The sequence below is a fragment of the Rhodococcus sp. LB1 genome (assembly GCF_001583455.1).
Classification (GTDB): domain Bacteria; phylum Actinomycetota; class Actinomycetes; order Mycobacteriales; family Mycobacteriaceae; genus Rhodococcus_F; species Rhodococcus_F opacus.
In genome coordinates, this window is the sequence record NZ_LTCZ01000290.1 from 52500 (window position 1) to 77955 (window position 25456).

At 69.5% G+C, this 25456-nt stretch carries 10 protein-coding genes; 7 read left to right on the forward strand and 3 right to left on the reverse strand.

Features of this window, described 5'->3' with window-relative positions; all coding sequences use genetic code 11:
• Window positions 1-19: 19 nt before the first annotated feature.
• A complete protein-coding gene (locus AZG88_RS29775; RefSeq protein WP_005248619.1) occupies window positions 20-706 on the forward strand; it encodes a helix-turn-helix transcriptional regulator in 687 nt (228 codons plus the stop codon).
• A 28-nt stretch (window positions 707-734) separates the two neighbouring features.
• Here AZG88_RS29775 and AZG88_RS29780 read toward each other — a convergent pair whose 3' ends face one another.
• Window positions 735-1526 (reverse strand): putative protein N(5)-glutamine methyltransferase, encoded by a 792-nt coding sequence (locus tag AZG88_RS29780; protein WP_025431695.1) that lies wholly within the window; start codon window positions 1524-1526, stop codon window positions 735-737.
• A 349-nt stretch (window positions 1527-1875) separates the two neighbouring features.
• Between AZG88_RS29780 and AZG88_RS29785 the strand changes: the two genes are divergently transcribed.
• From AZG88_RS29785 to AZG88_RS29795, 3 genes are all read left to right on the forward strand, one after another.
• The gene (locus AZG88_RS29785; RefSeq protein WP_061699944.1) at window positions 1876-12459 is read left to right on the forward strand and encodes a type I polyketide synthase; all 10584 of its coding nucleotides are present in this window, start codon (window positions 1876-1878) and stop codon (window positions 12457-12459) included.
• A 94-nt stretch (window positions 12460-12553) separates the two neighbouring features.
• The gene (locus AZG88_RS29790; protein ID WP_005248623.1) at window positions 12554-12964 is read left to right on the forward strand and encodes a DUF732 domain-containing protein; all 411 of its coding nucleotides are present in this window, start codon (window positions 12554-12556) and stop codon (window positions 12962-12964) included.
• A 159-nt stretch (window positions 12965-13123) separates the two neighbouring features.
• Window positions 13124-14089 (forward strand): pirin family protein, encoded by a 966-nt coding sequence (locus tag AZG88_RS29795; RefSeq protein WP_005248624.1) that lies wholly within the window; start codon window positions 13124-13126, stop codon window positions 14087-14089.
• A gap of 86 nt (window positions 14090-14175) precedes the next feature.
• On the opposite strand, the gene AZG88_RS29800 is transcribed toward AZG88_RS29795, so the two are convergent.
• On the reverse strand, window positions 14176-14526 hold the full coding sequence (locus AZG88_RS29800; RefSeq protein ID WP_061040833.1) for a hypothetical protein: 351 nt from the start codon (window positions 14524-14526) through the stop codon (window positions 14176-14178).
• Window position 14527: 1 nt separating this feature from the next.
• Window positions 14528-15553: a hypothetical protein gene (locus AZG88_RS29805; protein ID WP_061699945.1), complete on the reverse strand. Its 1026-nt coding sequence runs from the start codon at window positions 15551-15553 to the stop codon at window positions 14528-14530.
• A gap of 203 nt (window positions 15554-15756) precedes the next feature.
• Between AZG88_RS29805 and leuA the strand changes: the two genes are divergently transcribed.
• From leuA to AZG88_RS29820, 3 genes are all read left to right on the forward strand, one after another.
• Window positions 15757-17565 carry a 2-isopropylmalate synthase gene (gene leuA, locus AZG88_RS29810; protein WP_005248627.1) on the forward strand — a complete coding sequence of 603 codons (1809 nt, stop codon included), beginning with the start codon at window positions 15757-15759 and terminating at the stop codon, window positions 17563-17565.
• A 158-nt stretch (window positions 17566-17723) separates the two neighbouring features.
• Window positions 17724-19463: an aa3-type cytochrome oxidase subunit I gene (gene ctaD / locus AZG88_RS29815; protein WP_005248628.1), complete on the forward strand. Its 1740-nt coding sequence runs from the start codon at window positions 17724-17726 to the stop codon at window positions 19461-19463.
• 416 nt (window positions 19464-19879) lie between these two features.
• The gene (locus tag AZG88_RS29820) at window positions 19880-25366 is read left to right on the forward strand and encodes an ATP-binding protein (RefSeq protein WP_061699946.1); all 5487 of its coding nucleotides are present in this window, start codon (window positions 19880-19882) and stop codon (window positions 25364-25366) included.
• Window positions 25367-25456: the final 90 nt, after the last annotated feature.

Sequence of the window (25456 nt, forward strand, 5' to 3'; positions counted from 1 at the left end):
TCGGTTTTACAATGGGTCCATGGGTGACACTTCACGCTCGGACGTCTCGGCCGTCTCCTCGCTCGACGAGCCGGTGCGCAGGCGGGTGTACGACCACGTGCGCACGCAGACGACGCCGGTCAGCCGCGACGACGTCGCCGAGGCACTGGGACTCGCCCGCTCGACGTCCGCGTTCCATCTCGAGAAGCTGGCCGACGAGGGGCTACTGGCGGTCGAGTTCGCGAGGCGCGGGGGACGCTCGGGTCCGGGCGCGGGGCGGCCCGCCAAGCTCTACCGACGATCCGACCGTGAGTTCTCGGTACACCTGCCCGAGCGTGCATACGCGCTCGCCGGCGAGTTGTTCGCCCGGGCGATCGAGGACGCGGACGCCACCGGCGCATCGCCGCGGGCGGCCCTCTCCGCGCGTGCCCACGACTTCGGGCGCGGCCTCGGCGCCGACACGGGCTGCACGGACGACGATCTGGTCGCGGCGCTCGCGACGTGCGGTTACGAACCGCGCCGCAGCGACGGCACCATCGTCCTGGTCAACTGTCCGTTCCACACGCTCGCCCGGCAGCACACCGACATGGTGTGCGGAATGAACCTCGCGCTGCTGTCCGGACTGCTCGACGGCGCGGGATGCGAGGATCGGCGCGCCACACTGGCACCCGCCGAGGGGTACTGCTGTGTGCGGATCGAAAGTGAGCAGCCACCCGCACGTGAGTGACAAAGCGTGCCCCGGGACGCTTCGGCACTCACCTGGGGTCGGCGCCGACCACGACGGTGGCGTCCATGTCTTCCGAGGTCTCGATCCGGGTGATCAACCCGGCGTCCGCGAAAGCCTCCGCGGTGAGCGGGGCCTGACTCTCACTGGTCTCGATCAGTAGACGACCGCCCGGCGCGAGCCAGTCGCGCGCCCCGAGGGCCACCCGCCGCTGGATGTCGAGTCCGTCCGCGCCGCCGTCGAGCGAGACCCGCGGTTCGTGGAACCGGGCCTCCGGCGGCATCAACCGGATCGCGTCGGTGGGCACGTACGGGGCGTTCGCGACCAGGACGTCGACGCTTCCCCTCAGTGTGGTGGGCAACGGTTCGTACAGGTCGCCCTCGAACACCCGGCCGGGGTCCGGGACGTTGCGTCGCGCGCACCGGACCGCGGCGGGGTCGATGTCCACCGCATACAACTCGATGCCGTCCCCCAGCGTCTCGGCGAGCGCGGCCCCCACCGCGCCCGAACCGCAGCACAGGTCGACCACGACAGCGCGCGGGCACGCGAGGGCGGCCGCCTGCTCGACGAGAAACGCGGTGCGGCGGCGCGGCACGAACACCCGCGGATCGACCGCGATCCGCAGCCCGCAGAACTCGGCCCAGCCGAGGACGTGTTCGAGGGGGACGCCTGCGACGCGGCGGTCCAGCATCGACGCGAGTTCGTCGGACGTCCGGGCCGCGGAGACGATCAGGCGGGCCTCGTCCTCGGCGAACACACAGCCGGCGGCGCGAAGCCTCGTGACGAGAACGAATTCGAGGGACGGTGAGAGAGACACTGACATGGGAGAGCCTTCCGGAATGCCGATGGGCGCTCTCCCGGTCACCTTATGTCGGTACGACCGCGCGGTCGCGGAGTGAGAGCACCCGACCTGAACGAACGGACACAGATCTCACCTCCTCGATACGGATCCTGCTCGGAGTCGCCACACTACCTCCATCAGCGGTCGCCGGACATCCGAATAACCGGAAGTGGTGTGGACCGGAGCAGGGGCGGGTATCCCATGTGACCTGCCCGAATTGACCAGGCAGATCGATCGAAGGTGATGCTCGGACCGCTGCCTCCGCATGGTGGTGGCGGATACAATCGAGGTTTCCGCGCTACCAATGGCGGATCTCGGATAGGACCGCGATATGGCCGATCAGGCGAAGCTCCTCGACTATCTGAAGCGAGTCACCGCGGAGCTCTACCAAGCGCGGGAAAAGCTGCGTGAGGTCGAGGGTGTCAGCCGCGAACCGATCGCCGTCATCGGCATGGGTTGCCGGTTCCCCGGCGGGGTGCGATCGCCGCAGGACTTGTGGCGGCTGGTGGAGTCCGGCACCGACACCGTCGCCGGTTTCCCCGAGGACCGGGGCTGGGGCCTGGCGGACCTCTACGATCCGACGGCCGAGCAGGCCGGCAAGACATACACGGTGCAGGGCAGCTTCCTCGACGACCCGGCGGGGTTCGACCCCGAGGTCTTCGGCATCTCGCCGCGCGAGGCGCTGGCGATGGACCCACAGCAGCGACTTCTCCTCGAGACGAGCTGGGAGACGTTCGAACACGCCGGCATCGATCCGCGGTCGGTCCACGGCCGCCAGGTCGGCGTCTTCACGGGGCTGTCCGGCATCGACTACGCGGCGCGGGCGGGCGGCATGCCGCCCGAAGACCTCGAGGGGTACTTCATCACCGGCAACGCCATGAGCGTCGCGTCCGGCCGCGTCGCCTACAGCTTCGGCCTGAACGGACCCGCGATCACGGTGGACACCGCGTGCTCGTCGTCGCTGGTGTCCATCCACCTCGCCATGCAGGCGCTGCGCAGCGGCGAGTGCGAACTGGCGCTGGCGGGCGGGGCGACCGTCATGGCGACCCCGGCGGTGTTCGTGGAGTTCAGCCGCCAGCGCGGACTGGCCCGGGACGGCCGGTGCAAGGCATTCTCCGCCGCCGCGGACGGCACGGCGTGGGGTGAAGGTGCGGGGATGGTCGCGTTGGAACGGCTGTCCGACGCAGAGCGCAAGGGTCGCCGGATACTGGCCGTCATCCGCGGCAGCGCGGTGAATCAGGACGGCGCCAGCAACGGCCTGACCGCCCCGAACAGGCAGGCTCAGGAGCGGGTGATCGCGCAGGCGCTGGCCAATGCGGGACTCGGCCCGGGCGATGTCGACGTGGTCGAGGCGCACGGGACCGGCACGAAACTGGGCGATCCGATCGAGGCGTCCGCCCTGCTGGCCGGCTACGGCCGCGACCGCCCCGCCGACCGGCCGCTGTGGCTCGGCTCGGTGAAGTCGAACCTCGGGCACACCCAGGCGGCAGCCGGCGTCGCCGGGGTGATCAAGATGATCATGGCGATGCGGCACGGTGTCCTGCCGAAGACACTGCACGTCGACCGGCCGACCCCGCACGTCGACTGGTCCGCCGGGTCGGTGTCGTTGCTCACCGAGAACCGGGAGTGGCCGGGGTCCGATCGGCCCCGGCGAGCGGCGGTCTCGTCGTTCGGCATCAGCGGCACCAACGCACACGTCGTCCTGGAGGAGTCCCCACCGGTCGAGCCGGCTACTTCCGAATCAGCCTCTCCCCCGGACGAAGTCGTGGCCTGGTTCCTTTCGGGCCACACCGAGCTCGCACTGCGCGCCCAGGCCGAGCGGCTACGCGACTACGTCACCGAGCACCCAGAGCTGACGCCCGCCGCGGTGGCAGGCGCACTGCTGGGTTCCCGTGCCGCGTTCGATCACCGCGCCGCCGTGATCGGCGCACGGCCCCAGACTCTGCTGAGCGGCCTCGACGCACTCGGCCGAGGTGCGCCCAGCGCCGACGTCGTCACCGGTGTGGCGTTGGAAGCCGGCGACCGGCCGGTGTTCGTCTTCCCCGGCCAGGGCTCGCAGTGGGTGGGCATGGCCACCGAGCTACTGGACACGTCGCCGGTGTTCGCCGACACCGTGCGGGAGTGCGCCGACGCGCTGGCCCCGTACACGAACTTCTCGCTGCTGGACGTGCTGCGCGACCGCGACCCCGCGGCGCTGGACCGGGTCGACGTGGTGCAACCGGCGCTGTTCGCGATGATGGTCGGTCTCGCGGAACTGTGGCGCTCCCACGGCGTCGAACCGGCGGCCGTCGTCGGACATTCACAGGGCGAGATCGCGGCCGCGTATGTCGCGGGTGCGCTGACCCTTTCGGACGCGGCACTCGTCGTGGCCGCGCGCAGCAGGGTGATCGGCGCGTCGGCCCGGCGGGGCGGCGGAATGGCCTCGGTGGCTCTGCCGGCGGACATCGTCCGGGAGAAGATTCAGCCCTGGGCCGGCGCCGTCGAGGTCGCGGCGATCAACGGGCCGTCCGCGACGGTGATCTCCGGACCCGTCGACGCCCTCGACCTCCTGGTCGGGCAGTTGCAGGGCGAGCGTGTCCAGGCCAGGCGGATCGCGGTGGAATACGCGTCGCATTGCGCGGACGTCTCCGTCCTGCGTGAACCCATTCTCGACGTCCTCGCCTCCATCACTCCCCGCCGGTCGCGAATTCCGTTCTACTCGTCGGTGACCGGTGGTGTGCTGGACGGCACCGCACTGGACGCGGACTACTGGTACCGCAATCTGCGACGGACGGTCCGGTTCGAGCAAGCGACGAGATCGCTTGCCGCGGACGGGTATCGACTGTTCGTCGAGTCGTGCAGCCACCCCGTCCTCACCGTGCCGTTGCAGGAAACCCTCGACGCGGCGGGCGTCGCCGGCCGCGCCATCGGCACCGTCCGGCGCGACCGCGCGGGCCTACGCCAGTTCACCGCCGCACTCGCCGAGGCACAGGTGTACGGGCTGCACGTCGAGTGGGATCGGGTGAGCTGGGCTCGACACGACGATCGGCAGCAGTGGGTGGACCTCCCCACGTACGCCTTCCAGCACCGCCGCTATTGGCTGGAAAGTCCGGTTCCACAGGGTGATTTCGCGTCGACGGGCATGGAAACGGGTGGACACCCGATGCTCGCCGCGTCGGTCGAGCTCGGTGACGGCCGGGGCGCGGTGTTCACGGGTCTGCTGTCGCCACAACGTCTTCCATGGCTGAGTGACCACGGCGTCAGCGGCACCGTCATTCTGCCGGGCACGGCTTTCGTGGAGCTCGCCCTGCACGCGGGGAACCGCGTGGGGTGCGGCCGGCTCGAGGAACTCGCCATCGAGGCACCCCTGGTGATTCCCGCCGAGGGTGAGGTGACATTGCAGGTGAGCGTGCTCGCCGACCCTGAAGCGGGCCGATCGACGGTGTCGGTGCACTCCCGGCCTGCCGATGCCGCGCAGGACACCCCGTGGACCCGGCACGCCACCGGCACGCTCACGGCGGCCGTGGACACCGCCGACTCCCCCGAACGGCAATGGCCGCCCGCCGATGCCACGCCGATCGACGTTCGAGGTCTGTACGACGTGCTCGACGAGGCCGGCTACGAGTACGGCCCGGCCTTCCGTGGCCTCCGCGCGGCGTGGCGGCGAGGCGACGACCTGTACGGCGAGGTGCGGCTGAGCGGAGAGGACCCCGCTGCTGCGGTCGCGGGATACGGGATCCATCCGGCGGTGCTCGACGCGGCGCTGCACGTGATTGCGCTCGGGGCCGCGGACACCGGTGTCCGGCTGCCGTTCGCCTGGGACAAGGTGCAACTGCACGCCGTGGGCGCCACCGCCTTGCGCGTGCACGTCACCCCGACCGGACCCGAGCGCTACCGGATCTCCGCGTACGACGCGGCGGGCAGACCGGTGCTGACCGCCGAATCGCTGGCGCTGCGGCCGCTCGGGGACGCGGGCGTACCTGCCGCCGGGGTTCGAGACAGCCTCTACCGCGTGGAGTGGATGCCGGTGGGTGCATCCAGCACCGCACCGGCAGACCTGATGCCGCTCGAGGAGGCGCTTGCCGGCGGCGATCCGGAAGGTCGCGTGCTGTGGCTCGACCGCGAACCGGGCGACGAACCGGACACGCCGGCTCGGGCGCACGCCGCCGCGGAGGCGACGTTGCGGGCGGTCCAGTCCTGGCTCCGCGAGGATCGCCTGGCCGAGACCCGCCTGCTGGTCACGACGAGGCTCGCGGTGGCGGTCCGCGACGACGATCCCGTCGACGACGTGTCTGCCGCCCCCGCATGGGGACTGATCGGCGCGGTGCAGAACGAGCACCCGGACCGCATCACCCTGGTGGACCTGGACGCACACGCCGGTGACCCTTCGTTGATCTCCATGGCCCTGGCCTGCAACGAGCCTCAGCTGGCCATTCGGGACGGCGTACTGCTGGCTCCCATGCTCGCCGCGGTGACACCCGTTGCGGCTGCACCCGAACCGGTACCCGCGATCTTCGGCCCGGACGGCACGGTCCTGATCACCGGCGGCACGGGAACCATCGGCAGACTGATCGCCCGCCACCTCGTCGCGCGGCACGGGGTGCGCCGGCTGCTGCTGACCGGACGGCACGCGCTCGATCCCGAGGGTGCGGCCGAACTGCGTGCCGAGTTCGCCGAGTCGGGGGCGGAGGTCAACGCTGTCGCCTGCGACGTGGCCGACCGCGCCGCGGTGGCCGCTCTCCTTGCCGGCATTCCCGACCTGTCCGGCGTGATCCACGCCGCCGGGGTGCTCGAGGACGCCACCGCCGCCACCCTGACCGAAGAGCAGTTACACGCCGTCCTTCGTCCCAAGGTGGACGGTGCCTGGCATCTGCACGAACTCACCCGGGACCGCGACTTGTCGGCGTTCGTGCTGTTCTCCTCGGCGGCGGGTGTGCTCGGCGGCGCAGGCCAGGCGAACTATGCGGCGGCGAATGTCTTCCTCGACGCACTCGCGCAGCACCGCCGCTCCCGCGGGCTGCCCGCGACGTCCATGGCCTGGGGACTGTGGGACCGGCCCAGCGGCATGACGTCCCATCTGAATGCGGCCGACCTCGACCGGTTACAGCGCAGTGGCATCGACACCATCAGCCCGGAGTCGGGTCTGGCCCTGTTCGACGCTGCCCTTGCCGTGAACCGTCCGTTGATCGTGCCGATACGGCTCTCGACGAGGGCCTCCCGATCCGACGGTGAGTCGCTGCCGCCGATCCTGCGCCGGGTGCTCGGCGTCCGCCGTCGCCGCGCCGCTGCCGCCGATTCCCCGACCGGACTGGCCGAGGAGTTGAGGGCGCTGGACCCCGGTGAGCGGCACAGCCGTGTGCTCGACATCGTCACCACCCACGTGGCGGCCGTGCTGGGTCACGAAGGCAAGGAGGCGATCGACCCGGAACGTGCTTTCAAACAACTCGGTTTCGACTCGCTGACCGCTGTGCAGCTGCGCAATCAGCTGGCGACCGCCACCGGTGTGCGACTGGCCGCGACTGTGGTGTTCGACCATCCCACTGCGGACGCGCTGACCCAGGAGCTGGTGGCGCGCCTGCTCGGCGACGATGCGGCTCCCCAGCCGGCCGGGCCGACACGTGCCCGCAGGGACGACGACCCGATCGTGATCGTGGGAATGGCCTGCCGATACCCGGGCAAGGTGTACAGCCCGGAGGACCTGTGGCGACTCGTCCGCGACGGCCGCAACGCCGTGGGCGCGTACCCCCACAACCGGGGCTGGAATCTCGACGAGGTGTACGACCCCGACCCGAACCGGGCCGGCACCACGTACATGAAGGAGGGCGGGTTCCTCTACGACGCAGACGAATTCGACGCCGCGTTCTTCGGGATCAGCCCGCGCGAGGCGATCGCGATGGACCCGCAGCACCGGCTACTTCTCGAGAGCGCCTGGGAAGCCTTGGAGCAGGCCGGAATCCGGCCGACCGCGCCCGGCCTCACCGACACCGGCGTGTACGTCGGGCTGATGGGCGGCGACTACGGCTTCCACCTGATGACTCAGCGCAACGTCGACGCCGAGGGCTATCTGATGACCGGGACGAGCAACAGCGTGGCATCCGGCAGGATCTCCTACTCCCTCGGCTTCACCGGTCCCGCGGTCACCGTGGACACAGCCTGCTCGTCGTCGCTGGTGGCCATGCATCTTGCGGCGCGGGCGCTCCGCGACGGGGAATGCGCGCTGGCGCTGGCCGGCGGGGCGACGGTGATGGCCACACCCGGTGTGCTGATCGAGTTCAGCCGCCAGCGCGGGCTCGCCTCGGACGGCCGCTGTAAACCGTTCTCCGACCGGGCCGACGGCACCGGGCTCAGCGAGGGCGCGGGAATGGTGGTGCTGGAGCGGCTCAGCGACGCCCGGCGCAACGGCCACCGGGTGCTGGCGATCATCCGCGGATCGGCGGTCAATCAGGACGGGGCGTCCAACGGATTGACGGCCCCGAACGGGCCGTCCCAGGAACGGGTCATCCGCCAAGCGCTGGCCGACGCCGCGCTCGGCCCGGCCGACATCGACGCCGTGGAGGCACACGGCACCGGCACGACGCTCGGCGACCCGATCGAGGCGCAGGCCTTGCTGGCTGCGTACGGGCAGGGCCGGGAGGGCCGGCCGCTCTGGCTCGGTTCCGTCAAGTCGAACATCGGGCACTCCCAGGCAGCGGCGGGCGTCGCCGGGGTGATCAAGATGGTGATGGCGATGCGGCACGGGGTGCTGCCCCCGAGCCTGCACGGCGACGTCCCCACCCGGCACGTCGACTGGACCGCGGGCGAGGTCTCGCTGCTCGCCGAATCGGTTGCGTGGCCGGAGACCGGACGACCCCGGCGGGCGGCCGTCTCGTCGTTCGGTATCAGCGGCACCAACTCGCACATGATCCTCGAACAGCCGCCCGAGGACGCGGTGCCGGAGGTCTCTCCGTCGGCGTCGCCGCTGGTCTGGGTGATCTCCGGAAAGACCGGGGATGCGCTGCGGGCGCAGGCCACCCGGTTGGCGGAGTTTCTCGACACGGACGAGTCCGAACTCCCGGATCCGGCCGACCTCGCCTACTCACTGGCCACCACCCGATCCGGATTCACCCACCGCGCCGCGGTGATCGGAGAAACGCTGGCCGACCTGCGCGACGGCCTCGCCCGCATCGTCACGGGGCGACCCGGCGGCAACATCGTCACCGGCACTAGCGCCCGCGGCAAGACGGCCTTCATGTTCACCGGCCAGGGTGCGCAGCGCATCGGGATGGGCCGCGGCCTCTACGAGGCGTACCCGGTATTCGCGAGGGCACTGGACGAGGTCTGCTCCGCACTCGACGAGCACGTGGAAACCCCGGTACGGCAAGTCATCTGGGACGAGTCCGACGGCGGTGGCGCGAAGCTCGACAGCACCGAATACACCCAACCGGCACTGTTCGCCATCGAGGTCGCGCTCTATCGGCTGCTGCGGGACTGGGGCATCACCCCCGACTACCTGATCGGCCATTCGATCGGCGAGATCACCGCGGCACACGTCGCGGGGGTGTTCAGCCTGCCCGATGCCGCCGCTCTGGTGGGTGACCGTGGGCGGTTGATGCAGTCGACCAAACCGGGTCTGATGATCGCCGTACGGGCACGCGAGGAGGACATCCTCCCGCGGATCGACGGGCGCGTCGATCTCGCGGCCGTCAACGGCGCCGAATCCGTCGTCCTCGCCGGCGCCGAACGCGACGTTCAGGCCGTCGCCTCCGAACTGTCCGCCGCCGGTCTGAAGGCCACGAGCCTGCGGGTCGAGCGGGCCTTCCATTCGACCCTGATGGACCCCATCCTCGACCAGTTCGCCGCCGTGGTGTCGAGGCTGACGACGCAGCCGCCGAAGATTCCGGTCGTCTCCAACGTCACCGGGCGCGTCGCCACCGCCGAGGAACTCATGGCCCCGGACTACTGGACCCGGCACATCCGGCACGCGGTGCGTTTCCACGACGGCGTCTGCGCCCTCGACGAACTCGGCGTCACCCGCCTCGTCGAAGTCGGTCCCGGTGCGGCCCTGGCGGCGCTCGCCGCCGAGGTCGTCCCGAACACGATCGCCACGCTGCCCGGACGCGGAGACGAAGCACACGGGATCATCGAGGCGGTCGCCGCCGCCTACGTGCAGGGCGCCACCATCGACTGGGATCGGGTACTGCCCGGTCGCCGCCGGGTGGTCCTGCCCACCTACGCATTCCAGCGCCGCTCCTACTGGCCGACGGCGTCCACCCGACATACCGGCGACCCGACCGAGCTGGGTCTGACCCCGGCCGATCATCCGCTGCTCGGTGCCGCGGTGACCCTCGACGACGACGCGACCCTGTTCACCGGACAGCTGTCCCTGCACCGGGATCCTTGGCTCGTGCCACCGACGATCGACGACGGCGACCAGCCGTCGACCGTCGAAGCGAAGACGCTGTTGCCTGCGGTGCCCGTCGAACTCGCCCTGCACGCGGCCCACCACGTCGGCCTCGACCACATCGACGAACTCACCCTGCAGCACCCGCTCGTCCTCCCGCCGTCGGGACTGGCCTCGATTCGCGTGCTGGTGTCGCCGCCCGGCACCGACGGCGCTCGCACCGTCACGATCTCGTCGAAGTCGGGTGACACCGACGGCCCGGACAGCTGGGTTCGGAACGCATCGGCGACGATCGACGACGTCGTCGGCCCTGCTGCCGGTGTGCCGCAGCAGGACCCGGGCGACACCGAGACCGAGGTGCGCCTCGACGACGGCACCGACACGAGTGGCTTCGGCATCCATCCGGAACTACTACAGGCGGCGATCGAACCCCTCCTCGGGTGGGACGGCTGGCCGCTGACCTGGTCGGGGATCCGTCTGCACACCGTCGGCGCAGAGGCGATGACCGCCCGGTTCACTGCCGGCGAGGACGGACGGTACCGCGTTGCCGCCGTCGATCCCGCGGGCGAGCCGGTGCTGACCGTCGACGCGCTGCGGGTGACGCAGAGGACGGGCGACGGGCGGGACGCAGGCCGGTCGGCGGCTCTGCGACTGCACCGGGCCGCCTGGATCCCGGTGGAGGTGGCCACGTCCGAACGGCCCCTCGGTCCGGCGGTCGTCCTCGGCGCCGAGGGGTTCGGCGACCCTGGTGTCGGTTCGACGTTCCCGCGCTATCCCGACCTGGAGGCGCTGCGAACCGCGATGGAGTCCCGGCCGGACGACGACGACCTGCGTCCGTGGACGGTGCTGGTCGGGTGTGCAACCGACGGCGACCACGGTCCGGACGCGACCCACGACCTGTGCGCTCGGGTATTGCGACTGCTCCAGGACTGGCTCGACGACGAGGCTGTCGCCGACAACCCGCTCGTGATCGTGACACGCAACGCCATGGTGACCGACGACGGGCAGGACCACGACGCTCGTCCCGACCTCGCGGCCGCGGCGGTGTGGGGTCTCGTCGGCTCCGCACAGAACGAGAACCCGGACCGGTTCGTGCTGATCGACCTCGACGACGCATCGGACGCCGAGGCCGCGATCACGTCGGCACTGGTGAGCGGGGAACCGCAATTGGCGGCCCGGAACGGCACCTTGCGCGCACCTCGGTTGCGGCGCATGCCCGCCGTCGACGAACCGACACCGTTCGATCCCGACGGCACCGTTCTGGTCACCGGCGGCACCGGCACGGTGGGATCTCTCGTAGCCCGGCACCTCGTGACCGAGCACGGGGCACAGCACGTGCTGCTGACCAGCCGGCACGGACCCGACGCAGAGGGCAGCGACCGACTGCGCAGCGAACTGCGCGGTCTGGGTGCCGAGGTGAGCATCGTTGCCTGCGATACCGCGGACGAGTCGGGGGTCACCGCGCTGCTGGCCGGGATACCGCCCGAACACCCGCTCACCGCGGTGATCCACGCGGCCGGCGTGATCGACGACGGCACCCTCGCGTCGCTCACCCCCGAGCGGCTCGACGCGGTCCTGCGACCGAAGGTCGACGCGGCCTGGAACCTGCACCGGCTGACCGCGGACAGCGATGTGCGGGCGTTCGTCATGTTCTCCTCGCTCGCCGGCATCCTCGGGGCCCCCGGGCAGGCGAACTACGCGGCCGCGAACATGTTCCTCGACGCCCTCGCCCATCACCGCCACGCCCTCGGGCTGCCCGGGCTCTCGATCGCGTGGGGCATGTGGGCGACACCCAGCGCCATGACCGACAACCTCGGCGCGATCGACCTCGCCCGAGCCCGCCTCAGCGGAATGATTCCGATGCCCGCGGCCGACGGCCTGACCCTGTTCGACAGCGCGCTGGCCGCCGGTGCACCCACGGTCGCGGCCGCACGGTTCGACCACTCCGGCTCGGCCGCACCGTACGTTCCCGCCCCGCTGCGTGGCCTGATCCGGGAATCGCGCCCGCACGCCGCGGGGTCGGACGCGGTCGTGACCGGAGCGAGCGGGTCCGGGCCGTCGGATTGGGCGCAGCGCCTCGCCGACCGGTCGATCCCCGAGCAGCGGCACCTGATGCTCGATCTGGTGCGGGGCGGAGCAGCCACGGTGCTCGGCTACGACGCATCGGACTCGGTGGACCCCGACCAGGCGTTCAAGGAACTCGGCTTCGATTCACTGGCGGCCGTTGCGCTCCGCAACCATCTCGGTGCCGCCACGGGGCTGCGGTTGCCGCCGACCATGGTGTTCGACCACCCGAGTCCGCGTGCCGTCGCCGAGTTCCTGCGCTCGGAACTCGTCCCGGATCCGATGTCCGTTGCTCTCGCCGACGTCGACCGGCTGCGCGCGACCATCGCCGAACTCGGCGAGGACAGCGAGGCACGGTCGGCCATCGCGCAGCGCCTCGGAAGCTTGTTGGCCGAGGTCGGCACGTCCGACGATGCGCATGCGGCCGCGGTCGACAAGATTCACGCCGCGACGAGTGAGGAGATCCTCGACCTCATCGATCGCGGTCTCTGACCCGAAACAGTGCGGGTGATCGCCGCCGGGAACACCGGCCCCGCAGGCGATACGATCGTCGCCGTCACAGGCCTCGAAAGGAATCACACGCCCCATGCGCCGCACCCTTGCTCTGACCGCCCTCACCGTCTGCTCCGCGGCAATCCTCACCGCCTGCGGTGGCGACAGCGACACCGCCGCCTCCGAGACGACGTCCGCCTCGGCTTCCGTGGCGGCGAGGACGACCGCCGCCACCGCCCCCGGCAGCCGCGTGTTCTCGGTCGCCGACGACCCGCAGACGGCCGCCGACTACCTGGCCTACCTGCGCGCGAACAACCAGACCGTCACCGACGACGACCTGGCGGTCCATCAGGCCGGCGAGATCTGCACCGCCCTCGACGCAGGCAAGCCCCTCGATCAGGTGCGTGAGGAGTGGACGCCGATGCTCACCAACGACGGCGTCTACCCGTACATCATCGGCGCGATCACGCGGTACTGCCCCGATCACGAGAACGTCCTCAACTAGTAGTAGGCGCTTCGCGCCCGTGAGTGGTTAACGAGTCTCTGCACTCGCCAACCGCGCACGGGCGGCGGAGCCGCCCCCGTGGGAATACCTGGACGCAGCGGGTGTTACACACCATGAAGTAGTTGAACAATCAATTACATGAGTACGAGGAGACACCCCATGCCTGCCGTGACGGTCGACAACATCCTTGCTCTGCCGCGTATCGACGCACCCGCTCCCGGCGCCGTCGACCGCCCGGTCCGTTCGCTCACCACCGCACCCGTCGGCTACGAGGGCGAAGGCTTCCCGGTTCGCCGCGCGTTCGCCGGCATCGACCTGACAGCGCTCGACCCGTTCATCCACATGGACCAGATGGGCGAGGTCGACTACGCACCCGGGGAACCCAAGGGCACCCCGTGGCATCCGCACCGCGGCTTCGAGACCGTCACCTACATGATCGACGGCATCATGGAGCACCAGGATTCCAACGGCGGCGGCGGCACCATCGGTGGCGGCGACACCCAGTGGATGACCGCGGGCGGCGGCATCCTGCACATCGAGACCCCGCCCGAGCACCTGGTGATGAGCGGTGGCCTGTTCCACGGCGTCCAGTTGTGGGTGAACCTGCCGCGCGACAACAAGATGGCCGCGCCCCGCTACCAGGACATCACCGGCCAGAAGGTGGCCCTGCTGTCCTCGTCCGACGGCGGCGCTCTCGTTCGGGTGATCGCCGGTGACGTGGACGGACACCACGGCCCCGGGTCCACGTACACGCCGATCAGCCTCGTCCACGCGACGATCGCACCGGGTGCCGGCCTGACGCTGCCGTGGAACCCCGAGTTCAACGCGCTCGCCTACGTCCTCGCGGGCGAGGGGCTCGTCGGTTCGGAACGTCGTCCGATCCGCATGGGCCAGACGGCCGTCTACGGGCGCGGTGACACCCTCACGATCGCCGCGGCCGACACACAGGATTCGCGGACCAAGTCCTTCGAGGTGTTCCTCCTCGGCGGCAAGCCGATCCGCGAGCCCGTCGCAATGGCCGGACCGTTCGTCATGAACACCAAGGCCGAGGTGCTGCAGGCGTTCGAGGACTTCCAGGCCGGCCGCCTGGGTTCCGTTCCCGCGGCGCACGAAACGCTCGACTGACCCCATGTGAGTGGCAAAGCGTGGCGGGGCACACATTGCCACTCACGTGCGGAAGACAGTGCACGACAGACGATCCGGCGCCCCACTCAGGGGCGCCGGATCTTCGCGTCGATGCGGTGGATCCGTAGGTCGTCCTGCGGGATCCGGAACGTCTCGACCACCCGGACCGTCACGAGGGTGCGGCCGAACAGTCCGGCGTCGAGGAGGTAGTCGACGGTGACGTCGTCGCCGTCGACCGTCCACACGCAGTCGCGGATCGCCCGGATCACCCGGTACTGGGGGCCGCCGGACAGGCTTCGGCGCAGGTGATTTCCGGAGAACGCCGTCTTCAGCCCCACCTCGTACCGCACCGCCCGCGGCTCGATGGGCACCGTGTTGCCGTCGTGGCTGAGCAACGCGTCCAGGTAGGCCCGGGCGACATCGACCTGTGTGTTCATGTCAGTAGTCGAACATTTCGGCCGCGGCGAGCACCAGCGTTTCCGCGTCGTCGCAGCTAGGCGCGGACGCCGCCACGGACGCGGTCAGCCGATTGCTGCGTTTGTCCCGTTCGCTCACCGGACTCGACGGCAGGTTCGTGTCGAACACCGCACCCGGATAGAAGTAGTAGTGACATTCGAGTGCGTCCCGGAAGTACGTGAACGTCTTGCCGCCGAGTTCGACCGCTTCGGGGCCGCCGACCTGCGACGGTTCGGGCGCCAGCGCCAGTTGCACGGACGCCGCGTCGCCGCCACGGAGCGTCAGGAGACATTCGTAGGGACGGCTACCCGGAGAGAACGTCTCGACGCCCCGCCCGGACATCTTTTCGACCACCCGGCACGGATCCTGCTGCGCGAGCGGGATATCCGAACGCACCGGCACCGGGGTGCGCAGCCTGCCGGCGACCGATCCGAGGACCGTGCGGGCCTCCGCGCAGTCGTCGCCGCCGGCGGAGTCACCCGTTCCGCCTGCCCCGTCGAGATACGACACGTGCCCCCATCGCCCCGGGGCGGCGTCGTCCTGCACTCCCGGAACCGGGGGCAGCGAGAAGTAGAGGGTGCACGTTCCGGGGAGCGCGCCGACCGCGGGACGCACCTCGATTCCCGACGTCGCCTCGCCGGCACCGGTTTCTTCCGCGGGTTCGCGTTCGCCCACCGTCACCTCGACCCAGACCGGGTTGGCGGGCGTGCCGCGGGGAGGCACCAACTCGGCGTGGCAGGTGGACAGATCGCCGACGGGCCCGAATGCAGTGACCTGACCGAGCGAGGCGACGAGATTTTCGTCGAGCAGTCCGCACGGCGTGATGGCGCGGGCCGCGGCGGCGACGCCCAACTCGACGCGGCTGTGGTCGCTCACGGGCAGGCCGTAGATCGGCTCGCCGACCCCGGCGACGCTCGGCGCCCCCTCGACCACCCCGGCGCACGACGCGAGCAGTGCCGCAAAAAGTGCGGCCACCAGCGGTGTTACCACCGTCGCGCTGCGGCCCACCGCTGTCTCCTCACTCGGACTTCGAACCCCGGCACGCGAACGATGGTGCCCGGAGTACAGTGCTGAGTATGCAGCGCGCACTCCTCCTTGGTTGCCGCGACGGGGTCTGATCCAGACTGGCTTCCCGTCGCGGGGTTTCTCGTGCGCCGGTCGACACAGCCGTTGGACTCGGAAAGTCCACATCGAACCTGGAGATCAATCCCATGTCCCCCGCTGACGCCTTTACCTCCGGAACGCGCACCATCACGCCGCCTTCCAAGCCTGCTCCCTCCGATCAGCCGGAGTGGAACACGCAGAAGAATTCGTCGATGCCGACGTTCCGTTACCGCTCCTTCTCCGAAGAAGTGGAGCCGGTGTCGCTGCCGGACCGCTCGTGGCCCGACAAGATCATCGACCGTGCGCCGCAGTGGTGCGCGGTCGACCTCCGTGACGGCAACCAGGCGCTGATCGACCCGATGAGCCCCGCCCGCAAGCGCCGCATGTTCGAACTGCTGGTGCGGATGGGCTACAAGGAGATCGAGGTCGGCTTCCCGTCGGCGAGCCAGACGGACTTCGACTTCGTCCGCGAGATCATCGAAGACGGAGCGATTCCGGACGACGTCACCATCCAGGTGCTCACGCAGTCCCGGCCGGAACTGATCAAGCGCACGTTCGAGGCCTGTGAGGGCGCGAACAAGGTGATCGTCCACTTCTACAACTCGACGTCCATCCTGCAGCGGCGGGTGGTGTTCAAGGCCGAGCGCGAGGTGATCAAGAAGATCGCGACCGACGCGGCGACCCTGGCCCTCGACGAGGCGAAGAAGTACCCCGACACGCAGTGGCGCTGGGAGTACTCCCCCGAGTCGTACACCGGCACGGAACTCGAGTACGCCAAGGAGGTGTGCGACGCCGTCACCGAGGTGCTGCAGCCGACGCCGGAGAACCCGGTGATTCTGAACCTGCCCGCCACCGTCGAGATGGCGACGCCCAACGTGTACGCCGACTCCATCGAGTGGATGCACCGCAACCTGGCCCGCCGCGACTCGGTCATCCTGTCGCTGCACCCCCACAACGACCGCGGCACCGGCGTAGCCGCCGCGGAGCTGGGCTACCAGGCCGGCGCCGACCGCATCGAGGGCTGCCTGTTCGGCAACGGGGAGCGCACCGGCAACGTCTGCCTGGTCACGCTCGGACTCAACATGTTCACCCGGGGCGTCGACCCGCAGATCGACTTCTCGAACATCGACGAGATCCGCCGCACCGTCGAGTACTGCAACCAGCTGCCCGTCCACGAGCGTCACCCGTACGGCGGCGACCTCGTGTACACCGCGTTCTCCGGCAGCCACCAGGACGCGATCAACAAGGGCCTCGACGCCATGAAGTTCGATGCCGACTCGCAGGACGCGGACGTCGACGACATCCTGTGGGCGGTTCCCTACCTGCCGATCGACCCCAAGGACGTGGGCCGCACCTACGAGGCCGTGATCCGCGTCAACTCGCAGTCCGGCAAGGGCGGCGTCGCGTACATCATGAAGGCCGATCACGGGCTGGTGCTGCCGCGTCGCCTGCAGATCGAGTTCTCGCAGGCCGTCCAGCGGATCACCGACGGCGAGGGCGGCGAGGTGTCGCCGAAGGAGATGTGGGACGTCTTCCACGAGGAGTACCTGGCTCCGATCACGCCGCTCGAGCGGATGAAGCAGAAGGTCACGGCGTCCGAGGAGGACGGCGGCACCGACTCCATCACCGCGACCGTGAAGGTCGACGGCAAGGAGCACGAGATCTCGGGTTCGGGCAACGGCCCGCTCGCCGCGTTCGTCGACGCGCTCGCCACGATCGACTTCGACGTGCGTGTGCTCGACTACTCCGAGCACGCCATGTCGGCCGGTGACGACGCCCAGGCGGCCGCGTACGTCGAGTGCGCCGTGACCGCGCCCGACGGACGGAACACCGTGGTCTGGGGTGTCGGCATCGCGACGTCGATCACCACCGCGTCGCTCCGCGCCGTTGTTTCGGCGGTCAACCGGGCGCACTGACCGCTTCCCGACCCTCGCTGCCGCAGGCGCGCACCACGCGCACCTGCGGCAGCGTCGTTTCCGGCCACGGAAAGCGGCTCCCTCCGGGCGTCGGGTGACTACCCTGGTAACGGAGTCCACACCGGACCCGAACCGCCTCGGACCCTTCGGGGGGCGTCGTGAATCTGGCATTTCAACAGCATCTTCCGGTCCGTCCGTATCCGGCCCGGCGCCGCCCCAAGGGCAGCTTCTTCTACAAGATGATCACGACGACGGATCCCAAGGACCTGGGGATTCTGTACCTGATCACCTCGTTCGTCTTCTTCATGGCCGGCGGTCTGATGGCCCTGCTGATCCGCGGCGAGCTCGCCGTCCCCGGTCTGCAGTTCCTGTCGAACGAGCAGTACAACCAGCTGTTCACGATGCACGGCACGATCATGCTGCTGCTGTACGCGACGCCGATCGTGTTCGGGTTCGCCAACTACATCCTGCCGCTGCAGATCGGCGCCCCCGACGTCGCGTTTCCCCGTCTCAACGCGTTCAGTTACTGGGCGTTCCTGTTCGGCGGCACCATCGCGATCGCGGGTTTCATCACCCCGGGTGGCGCCGCGGACTTCGGCTGGACGGCATACTCGCCGCTCACGAGCGCGCTGCATGCGCCGGGCGTCGGTGCCGATCTGTGGATCATGGGGCTGGCGCTGTCCGGTCTCGGCACCATCCTCGGCGGGGTCAACATGATCACGACCGTCATCTGCTTGCGAGCCCCGGGCATGATCATGTTCCGGATGCCGATCTTCACGTGGAACATCTTCATCACCAGCATCCTGATCCTGGTGGCGTTCCCGATCCTCACCGCAGCGCTGATGGGGCTGTTCGTCGACCGCCACCTGGGCGGCAATCTGTACGACCCGGCCACCGGCGGCGTGCTGCTGTGGCAGCACCTGTTCTGGTTCTTCGGCCATCCGGAGGTGTACATCGTCGCGCTGCCGTTCTTCGGCATCGTGTCGGAGATCTTTCCGGTCTTCAGTCGCAAACCGCTCTTCGGATACAGCGGGCTCGTCTACGCGACGATCGCCATCGCCGCCCTCTCGATCGCCGTGTGGGCGCACCACATGTACGCGACGGGCGCGGTGCTGCTGCCGTTCTTCTCGTTCATGACGTTCCTGATCGCGGTGCCCACCGGGGTGAAGATCTTCAACTGGATCGGCACCATGTGGAAGGGGCAGCTGACGTTCGAGACCCCCATGCTGTTCTCGCTCGGCTTCCTCATCACGTTCATCTTCGGCGGCCTCACCGGTGTCATCCTCGCGAGTCCCCCGCTGGACTTCCACGTCACCGACAGCTACTTCGTGATCGCCCACTTCCACTACGTGCTGTTCGGGACGATCGTCTTCGCCACGTACGCGGGCATCTACTTCTGGTTCCCGAAGATGACCGGCCGCATGCTCGACGAGCGTCTCGGCAAATGGCACTTCTGGACCACGTTCACCGGTTTCCACGGCACGTTCCTCGTCCAGCACTGGCTCGGCGCCGAGGGGATGCCGCGCCGCTACGCCGACTACCTGCCCTCGGACGGCTTCACCGTCCTCAACTCGGTCTCCACGGTGTTCGCGTTCGTCCTGGGCGCGTCGACCGTGCCGTTCGTCTGGAACGTCTTCAAGAGCTACCGCTACGGCGAGGTGGTCACGGTGGACGATCCGTGGGGGTTCGGCAACTCCCTCGAGTGGGCGACGACGTGCCCGCCGCCGCGGCACAACTTCACCGAGCTGCCGCGCATCCGCTCCGAGCGTCCCGCGTTCGAACTGCACTATCCGCACATGGTCGACCGGATGCACCGCGAGGCGCACGTCGGCGTGCGGGGCGCGGTGGCGCACGCGACCGAGCCCGCGGGCGCCGACCCGAAGGTGAACCGCCAGTAACTTCCGCGTGAAAGTTCCCTTCTCCGAGAGCTTCTCGAGGAGCCGGACGAAAACGACTCTGTGACAACGGGTTGCAGATACCCCTCCGGAGGACGCCCAGTTCGGCGGAATTCCGGCCTCATTACTCCGCCGTAGGGTCGACACGCAAGTCATTGAACGCTTGACAAGCAGATCCGGGCCTCGCAGAAGTTACGCGCGGGTACATATTTTCGACGTTATGCTCGCATTCCCCGAGCATCGGTCCCGCAATGGCGCAGGTCCGACGATCGCGTTCGGGGCGCCCCTGGAGGTAGTCAAGTGGGTTGTGCAGGGGTGCACGTGTCCGCGAAGGCGGCACCCAGTCCTCGGCGGACATGGCCTTGGCCATCGAAACACTCTGCGGATCAATGAGTTTTACGGAAACGGAGCGATAACAGATGTTCAAGCGAATAGCGATAGTCAACCGCGGCGAAGCGGCGGTCCGCCTGATTCGTGCGGTGCGCGAACTGAACGCCGAGCACAACTACGGCATCCGCACGATCGCACTGCACACCGAGGCGGAACGCCGCGCGATGTTCGTTCGGCAGGCCGACGAAGGTGTGTGCTTGCGCACAGTCAAGACCGGCACCGCCTACCTCGATCACGCCGAGCTGGCCCGCGCGCTGCGCGAGAGCAAGGCCGACGCCGTGTGGGTCGGCTGGGGCTTCGTCGCCGAGGATCCCGCGTTCGTCGAGGTCTGCGAGCAGCTCGGCATCACGTTCATCGGCCCGCCCGCCGAAGCGATGCGCCTGCTGGGCGACAAGGTCGAGGCCAAGCTCCTCGCCGAGAAGGTGGAGGTCCCGGTCGCGCCGTGGAGCGGCGGCCCCGTCGCCACCCGCGCCGACGCCCGCCGTCACGCCCAGGCCATCGGCTACCCGCTCATCATCAAGGCCCGCTCCGGTGGTGGTGGCCGCGGTATCCGCAAGGTGTGGTCGGAGGACGAACTCGAACTCGCGCTCGAACGCACCCAGGGTGAGGCCCAGCGGTCCTTCGGCGACCCCGTCGTGTTCATCGAACGACTGGTCACCGACGCACGCCACGTCGAGGTACAGGTGATTGCCGACAACTTCGGCAACGTCTGGGCTCCCGGTGTGCGCGACTGCTCCATCCAGCGCAAGAACCAGAAGGTCATCGAGGAGTCCAGCTCCCCGCTCCTCACCGCCGAGCAGTCGAACCACCTGCGCACCGTCTCCGCAGAGCTCGTGCGCGCCGCCGGCTACCGCGGCGCCGGCACGGTCGAGTACCTGTACCAGCCCGAGCAGAAGACGTTCACGTTCCTCGAGGTCAACACCCGCCTGCAGGTCGAGCACCCCATCACCGAGGCCACCACCGGCATCGACCTGGTGAAGCTGCAGATCCTCGTCGCGAGCGGTGAGCCGCTGGTCGGCGACTGCCCGCCCGAGTTCGGTCACGCCGTCGAGGCCCGCCTCAACGCGGAGGACGCCGCCAACGGCTTCGCTCCCGCGCCCGGCGCCGTGCAGCTGCTCAAGTTCCCGCTCGGCAGCGGTCTCCGCGTCGACACCGGCATCGCCCAGGGCGACGTCATCCCGCCCGACTACGACTCGATGGTCGCCAAGGTCATCGCCTGGGGTCGCGACCGCTCCGAGGCGCTCGCGCGTCTGCGCACCGCTCTCCGCGAGACCACGGTCGTGCTGCAGGGCGGCACCACCACCAAGTCGTTCCTGCTGGACCTGTTGGACCGCGAAGAGGTCATCTCCGCGTCCGCCGACACCGGCTGGCTGGACCGCACCGACGCAGGCACCTCCAACGTCCCGTCCCGGACCGCGGACGTCGCCCTGATCGCCGCCGCCATCGACGTCTACGACGCCGAGGAGAAGCTCGAGCGTGAGGCGTTCCTGTCGTCCGCTCGCGGTGGACGCCCCCGCGCCGGCCACGCCATCGGCCGCAAGGTGGAGCTCAGCTACCAGGGCCAGGCCTACGGACTCACCGTCACGCAGGTCGGCGCCCACAGCTACCGCGTCGACGGGGACGCCCCCGAGACCGAGGTCGAGGTCGACCGCCTCAGCGAGTTCGAGAGCCGCCTGGTGATCGGCGACCGACGCCACCACGTCGTCTCGGTCGCGGGCCGCGCCCAGTACCTCGTCGAGGTCGACGGCATCAGCCACCAGATCAGCCAGGACGAGGCCGGCGTCGTCCGCGCACCGGCTCCCGCAGTCGTGGTCGCGGTGCCCGTGTCCGTCGGCGACGAGGTCGAGGTCGGCGCCACGCTGGTCGTCCTCGAGAGCATGAAGATGGAGACCGCGGTCCGCGCCCCCGTCGCAGGCCGGGTGCGGGAAGTTCTCGCCATGGTCAACTCCCAGGTCGACGCCGGAACGGCACTGCTGCGCGTCGAGGAGAGCTCCGAGGAGTCCACCGCTCCGAAGTCGCCTCGCGTCGAATTCGATCTCGGCTCTCCCGCTTCGCACGGGAACACCCGGGCCGATGCCCTCGAGCAGATCGACGCACTCGCCGCACTGCTCACCGGTTACGACGTCAGCGCGAAGCGGGCCGGTGTTCTCCTCGCCGATTACGAGAAGCTGCGCGCCGAGATCGCGGGCGACCCGGATCTCGTGCAGGCGGAGCTCGCCCTGCTGAACACGTTCGCGGACATCTGCGAGATCGGACGTAACCGTCCGACCGCAGCCGAGGAGGACGGTGACGAGCGCGTCCACAGCCCGCGCGAGCACTTCCACACCTACCTCCACACCCTCGACGTCGAGCTCGAAGGCCTGCCCGAGTCGTTCACGACCCGGCTGTCGCGGGCGCTGCGTCACTACGACGTCACCGACCTCGAGCGGACCGCCGAGCTGGAGGAGGCGGTCTACCGCCTGTTCCTCGCGCAGCAGCGCATGGACAACCAGGTTCCCGTCATCGCCGCCTTGCTCGATCGGTGGCTGAACGAAAAGAACGCTCCCGGCCGCGCACCCAGCGGACTCGGTGAGGTCCTGGACCGGCTGATCATCGCCACCCAGGTCCGTTACCCGGTGATCGGCAACGTCGCCCGCAACGTGCGGTTCCGGTTCTTCGACGAGCCGCAGATCCGCAAGGCCCGCGAGCAGGTCTACGACGGTGTCCGCGGCAGCCTCGAGTACCTCGCCGAGCGTCCCGACGCCGCCGACTACCAGGAACGCCTCGAGGCCCTGGTCGCCACCCCACAGTCGCTGACCGAGCTCCTCGGGCAGCGGATCGCACGCAAGAGCGCGACCGTCGGGCCACTGCTCGAGGTCGTCACCCGTCGCTACTACGACATCCGCACGCTCGAGGACGTCACGTCCTTCGACCGCAACGGACGGCGTTTCGTCACCGGCAACTTCGATCTGCTCGGCGAGCGCCTCAACCTCGTGTCGGCCGTCGCCGAGTACGCCGAACTGCCCGGTGCGCTCGACGAGATCGGTGCCGTCGCCGCGGAGAACCCCGACAACCTCGTCCTCGACCTCTACCTGTCGTGGACCGCACCGCCCGCCGACCCGAACACCATGTCCGAGGACCTGCGGAAGGCGCTGGCGGCGCTGCCGCTGGCCGCGACCTGCCGCCGGGTCACGGTGTCCGTCTTCGGCGGAACCGACATGGACGTCCGCAAGTTCACGTACCGCCCGGACGCAGGTGTCCTGGCGGAAGAGAAGCTGATCCGGGACATGCACCCGCTCACCGGCCAGCGACTCGACCTGTGGCGCCTGAAGAACTTCGACGGCACCCGCCTCCCCGCGGTCGCCGACACGTTCCTGTTCAACCTGGTCTCGCGCGACAACCCCACCGACGAACGCCTCATCGCGCTCGCCGAGATCCGCGACATCACGCCGGTCCGCAACGAGGACGGCCAGGTCATCGGCGTTCCCGCCGCGGAACGCGTGCTGCAGTCGTGCCTCGACGGCATCCGCCGGGCGCAGGCCACGCGCGGCAGCAAGCGCAAGCTCGACGCCAATCGCGTCGTGCTGTACGTGTGGCCGAAGATCGACGTCCCGGTCGAGGACCTCGAGGCGTTCGCCCGGGTCGCGGCACCGCTCACCGCGGGCGCCGGACTCGAGGAGATCACCGTGATCGCCCGGCTCCAGGGCGAGCCCGGCACGGAGTCGCGGGAGAAGGCTCTGCGCTTCTCCTACCGCACCGGTGCCGGCGTGGTCGTCAAGGTCACCGAGCCGCCGACCGAGCCGCTGCAGCCGCTCGACGCGTACACGCAGAAGGTCCGCAGCTCACGTGCCCGCGGCACCGTCTACCCGTACGAGCTGATCCCGCTGCTCACCGGCCGCGACGGCAGCTTCGTCGAGCACGACCTGGACGAGACGGGCCAGCTGGTTCCCGTCGAGCGTCCGTACGGTCAGAACAAGGCCGGCCTCGTCGTCGGTCTGGTCACGGCCCGCACCGACCGGCATCCCGAGGGAATGACCCGCGTCGCGCTCTTCGGTGACCCGACGAAGGCACTGGGCACCGTCGCGGAAGCCGAGTGCGCCCGCCTCGTCGCCGGTGTCGACCTGGCCGAGAAGCTGGGTGTCCCGGTCGAGTGGTTCGCGCTGTCGTCCGGCGCGACGATCTCCATGGACAGCGGCACCGAGAACATGGACTGGGTGTCCCGCGGCCTGCGTCGCCTCATCACGTTCACGCAGAACGGTGGCGAGGTCAACGTGATCGTGGCCGGCATCAATGTCGGTGCGCAGCCGTACTGGAACGCCGAAGCCACGATGCTGATGCACACCAAGGGCATCCTCGTCATGACGCCGGACAGTGCCATGGTGCTCACCGGTAAGAACTCGCTCGACTACTCGGGTGGCGTCTCGGCCGAGGACAACTTCGGCATCGGCGGTTACGACCGCGTGATGGGCCCGAACGGTGAGGCGCAGTACTGGGCGCCGAACCTGCCCGCCGCGTGCGAGATCCTGTTCGCGCACTACGACCACGCGTACGTCGTTGCCGGAGAACGCTTCCCGCGCCGGGCGCAGACCAGCGACCCGATCGGGCGCGACGTGCGGTCCTTCCCGCACGTCCACCCGTCCAGCGACTTCACCACGGTCGGCGACATCTTCTCCGCGGAGACGAACCCGGAACGTAAGAAGCCGTTCGACATTCGCACGGTGATGCGTTCGCTCGTCGACCAGGACCACACGGTGCTGGAGCGGTGGGCCGACATGGCGGACGCCGACACGTCCGTCGTGTTCGACGCGCACCTCGGCGGTTACCCGGTGAGCGTCATCGGCATCGAGTCGCGGGCCATCGCCCGTAAGGGATGGTCGCCGGCCAACGGTCCCGACCAGTGGACCGCGGGAACGCTGTTCCCGCAGTCGTCGAAGAAGACGGCCCGGGCGATCAACGCCGCCAGCGGCAGCCGTCCGCTCGTCGTGCTGGCCAACCTGTCCGGCTTCGACGGTTCCCCGGACTCGCTGCGGCACATCCAGCTCGAGTACGGCGCCGAGATCGGCCGCGCCATCGTCAATTTCGACGGCCCGATCGTGTTCTGCGTCGTCTCCCGCTACCACGGTGGCGCGTTCGTGGTGTTCTCCGGAGCACTGAACGACAACATGGAGGTGCTGGCGGTCGAGGGTTCGTTCGCCTCGGTCCTCGGTGGTGCCCCCGCCGCGGCCGTCGTGTTCACTCGCGAGGTCAACTCGCGGGTGGCCGCCGACCCGTCGATCCGGGAGCTCGAGGCCAACCTGGCGGGCGCCCAGAACGACGCCCAGCAGGCTCACCTGCGGGTGGAGCTGGCGGCCCAGCAGGCTGCGGTGCGCAACGAGAAGCTCGGTGAGGTCGCGGCCGAGTTCGAGGCCGTGCACAACATCCAGCGGGCACAGCGGGTCGGCTCCGTCGACGCCGTCATCCCGGCCGTCGAGCTGCGTCCGTACATCATCGGTGCGGTCGAGCGCGGCATGCGCCGGGCGGTCGAAGCAGGCAAGTAATCCCCACCCGAACGGCCGCGGCACCTACCGGTGCCGCGGCCGTTCGCCGTTTCGCGACCGCGGGCGGGGTCGGCAGCGGCCACATTTCAC

What these genes read in the sequence shown, in the direction of transcription:
- AZG88_RS29775 (WP_005248619.1), top strand. Translation starts at nt 20, where the DNA reads ATGGGTGACACTTCACGCTCGGACGTCTCGGCCGTCTCCTCGCTCGAC.
- AZG88_RS29780 (WP_025431695.1), bottom strand. Translation starts at nt 1,526, where the DNA reads ATGTCAGTGTCTCTCTCACCGTCCCTCGAATTCGTTCTCGTCACGAGG.
- AZG88_RS29785 (WP_061699944.1), top strand. Translation starts at nt 1,876, where the DNA reads ATGGCCGATCAGGCGAAGCTCCTCGACTATCTGAAGCGAGTCACCGCG.
- AZG88_RS29790 (WP_005248623.1), top strand. Translation starts at nt 12,554, where the DNA reads ATGCGCCGCACCCTTGCTCTGACCGCCCTCACCGTCTGCTCCGCGGCA.
- AZG88_RS29795 (WP_005248624.1), top strand. Translation starts at nt 13,124, where the DNA reads ATGCCTGCCGTGACGGTCGACAACATCCTTGCTCTGCCGCGTATCGAC.
- AZG88_RS29800 (WP_061040833.1), bottom strand. Translation starts at nt 14,526, where the DNA reads ATGAACACACAGGTCGATGTCGCCCGGGCCTACCTGGACGCGTTGCTC.
- leuA (WP_005248627.1), top strand. Translation starts at nt 15,757, where the DNA reads ATGTCCCCCGCTGACGCCTTTACCTCCGGAACGCGCACCATCACGCCG.
- AZG88_RS29820 (WP_061699946.1), top strand. Translation starts at nt 19,880, where the DNA reads ATGTTCAAGCGAATAGCGATAGTCAACCGCGGCGAAGCGGCGGTCCGC.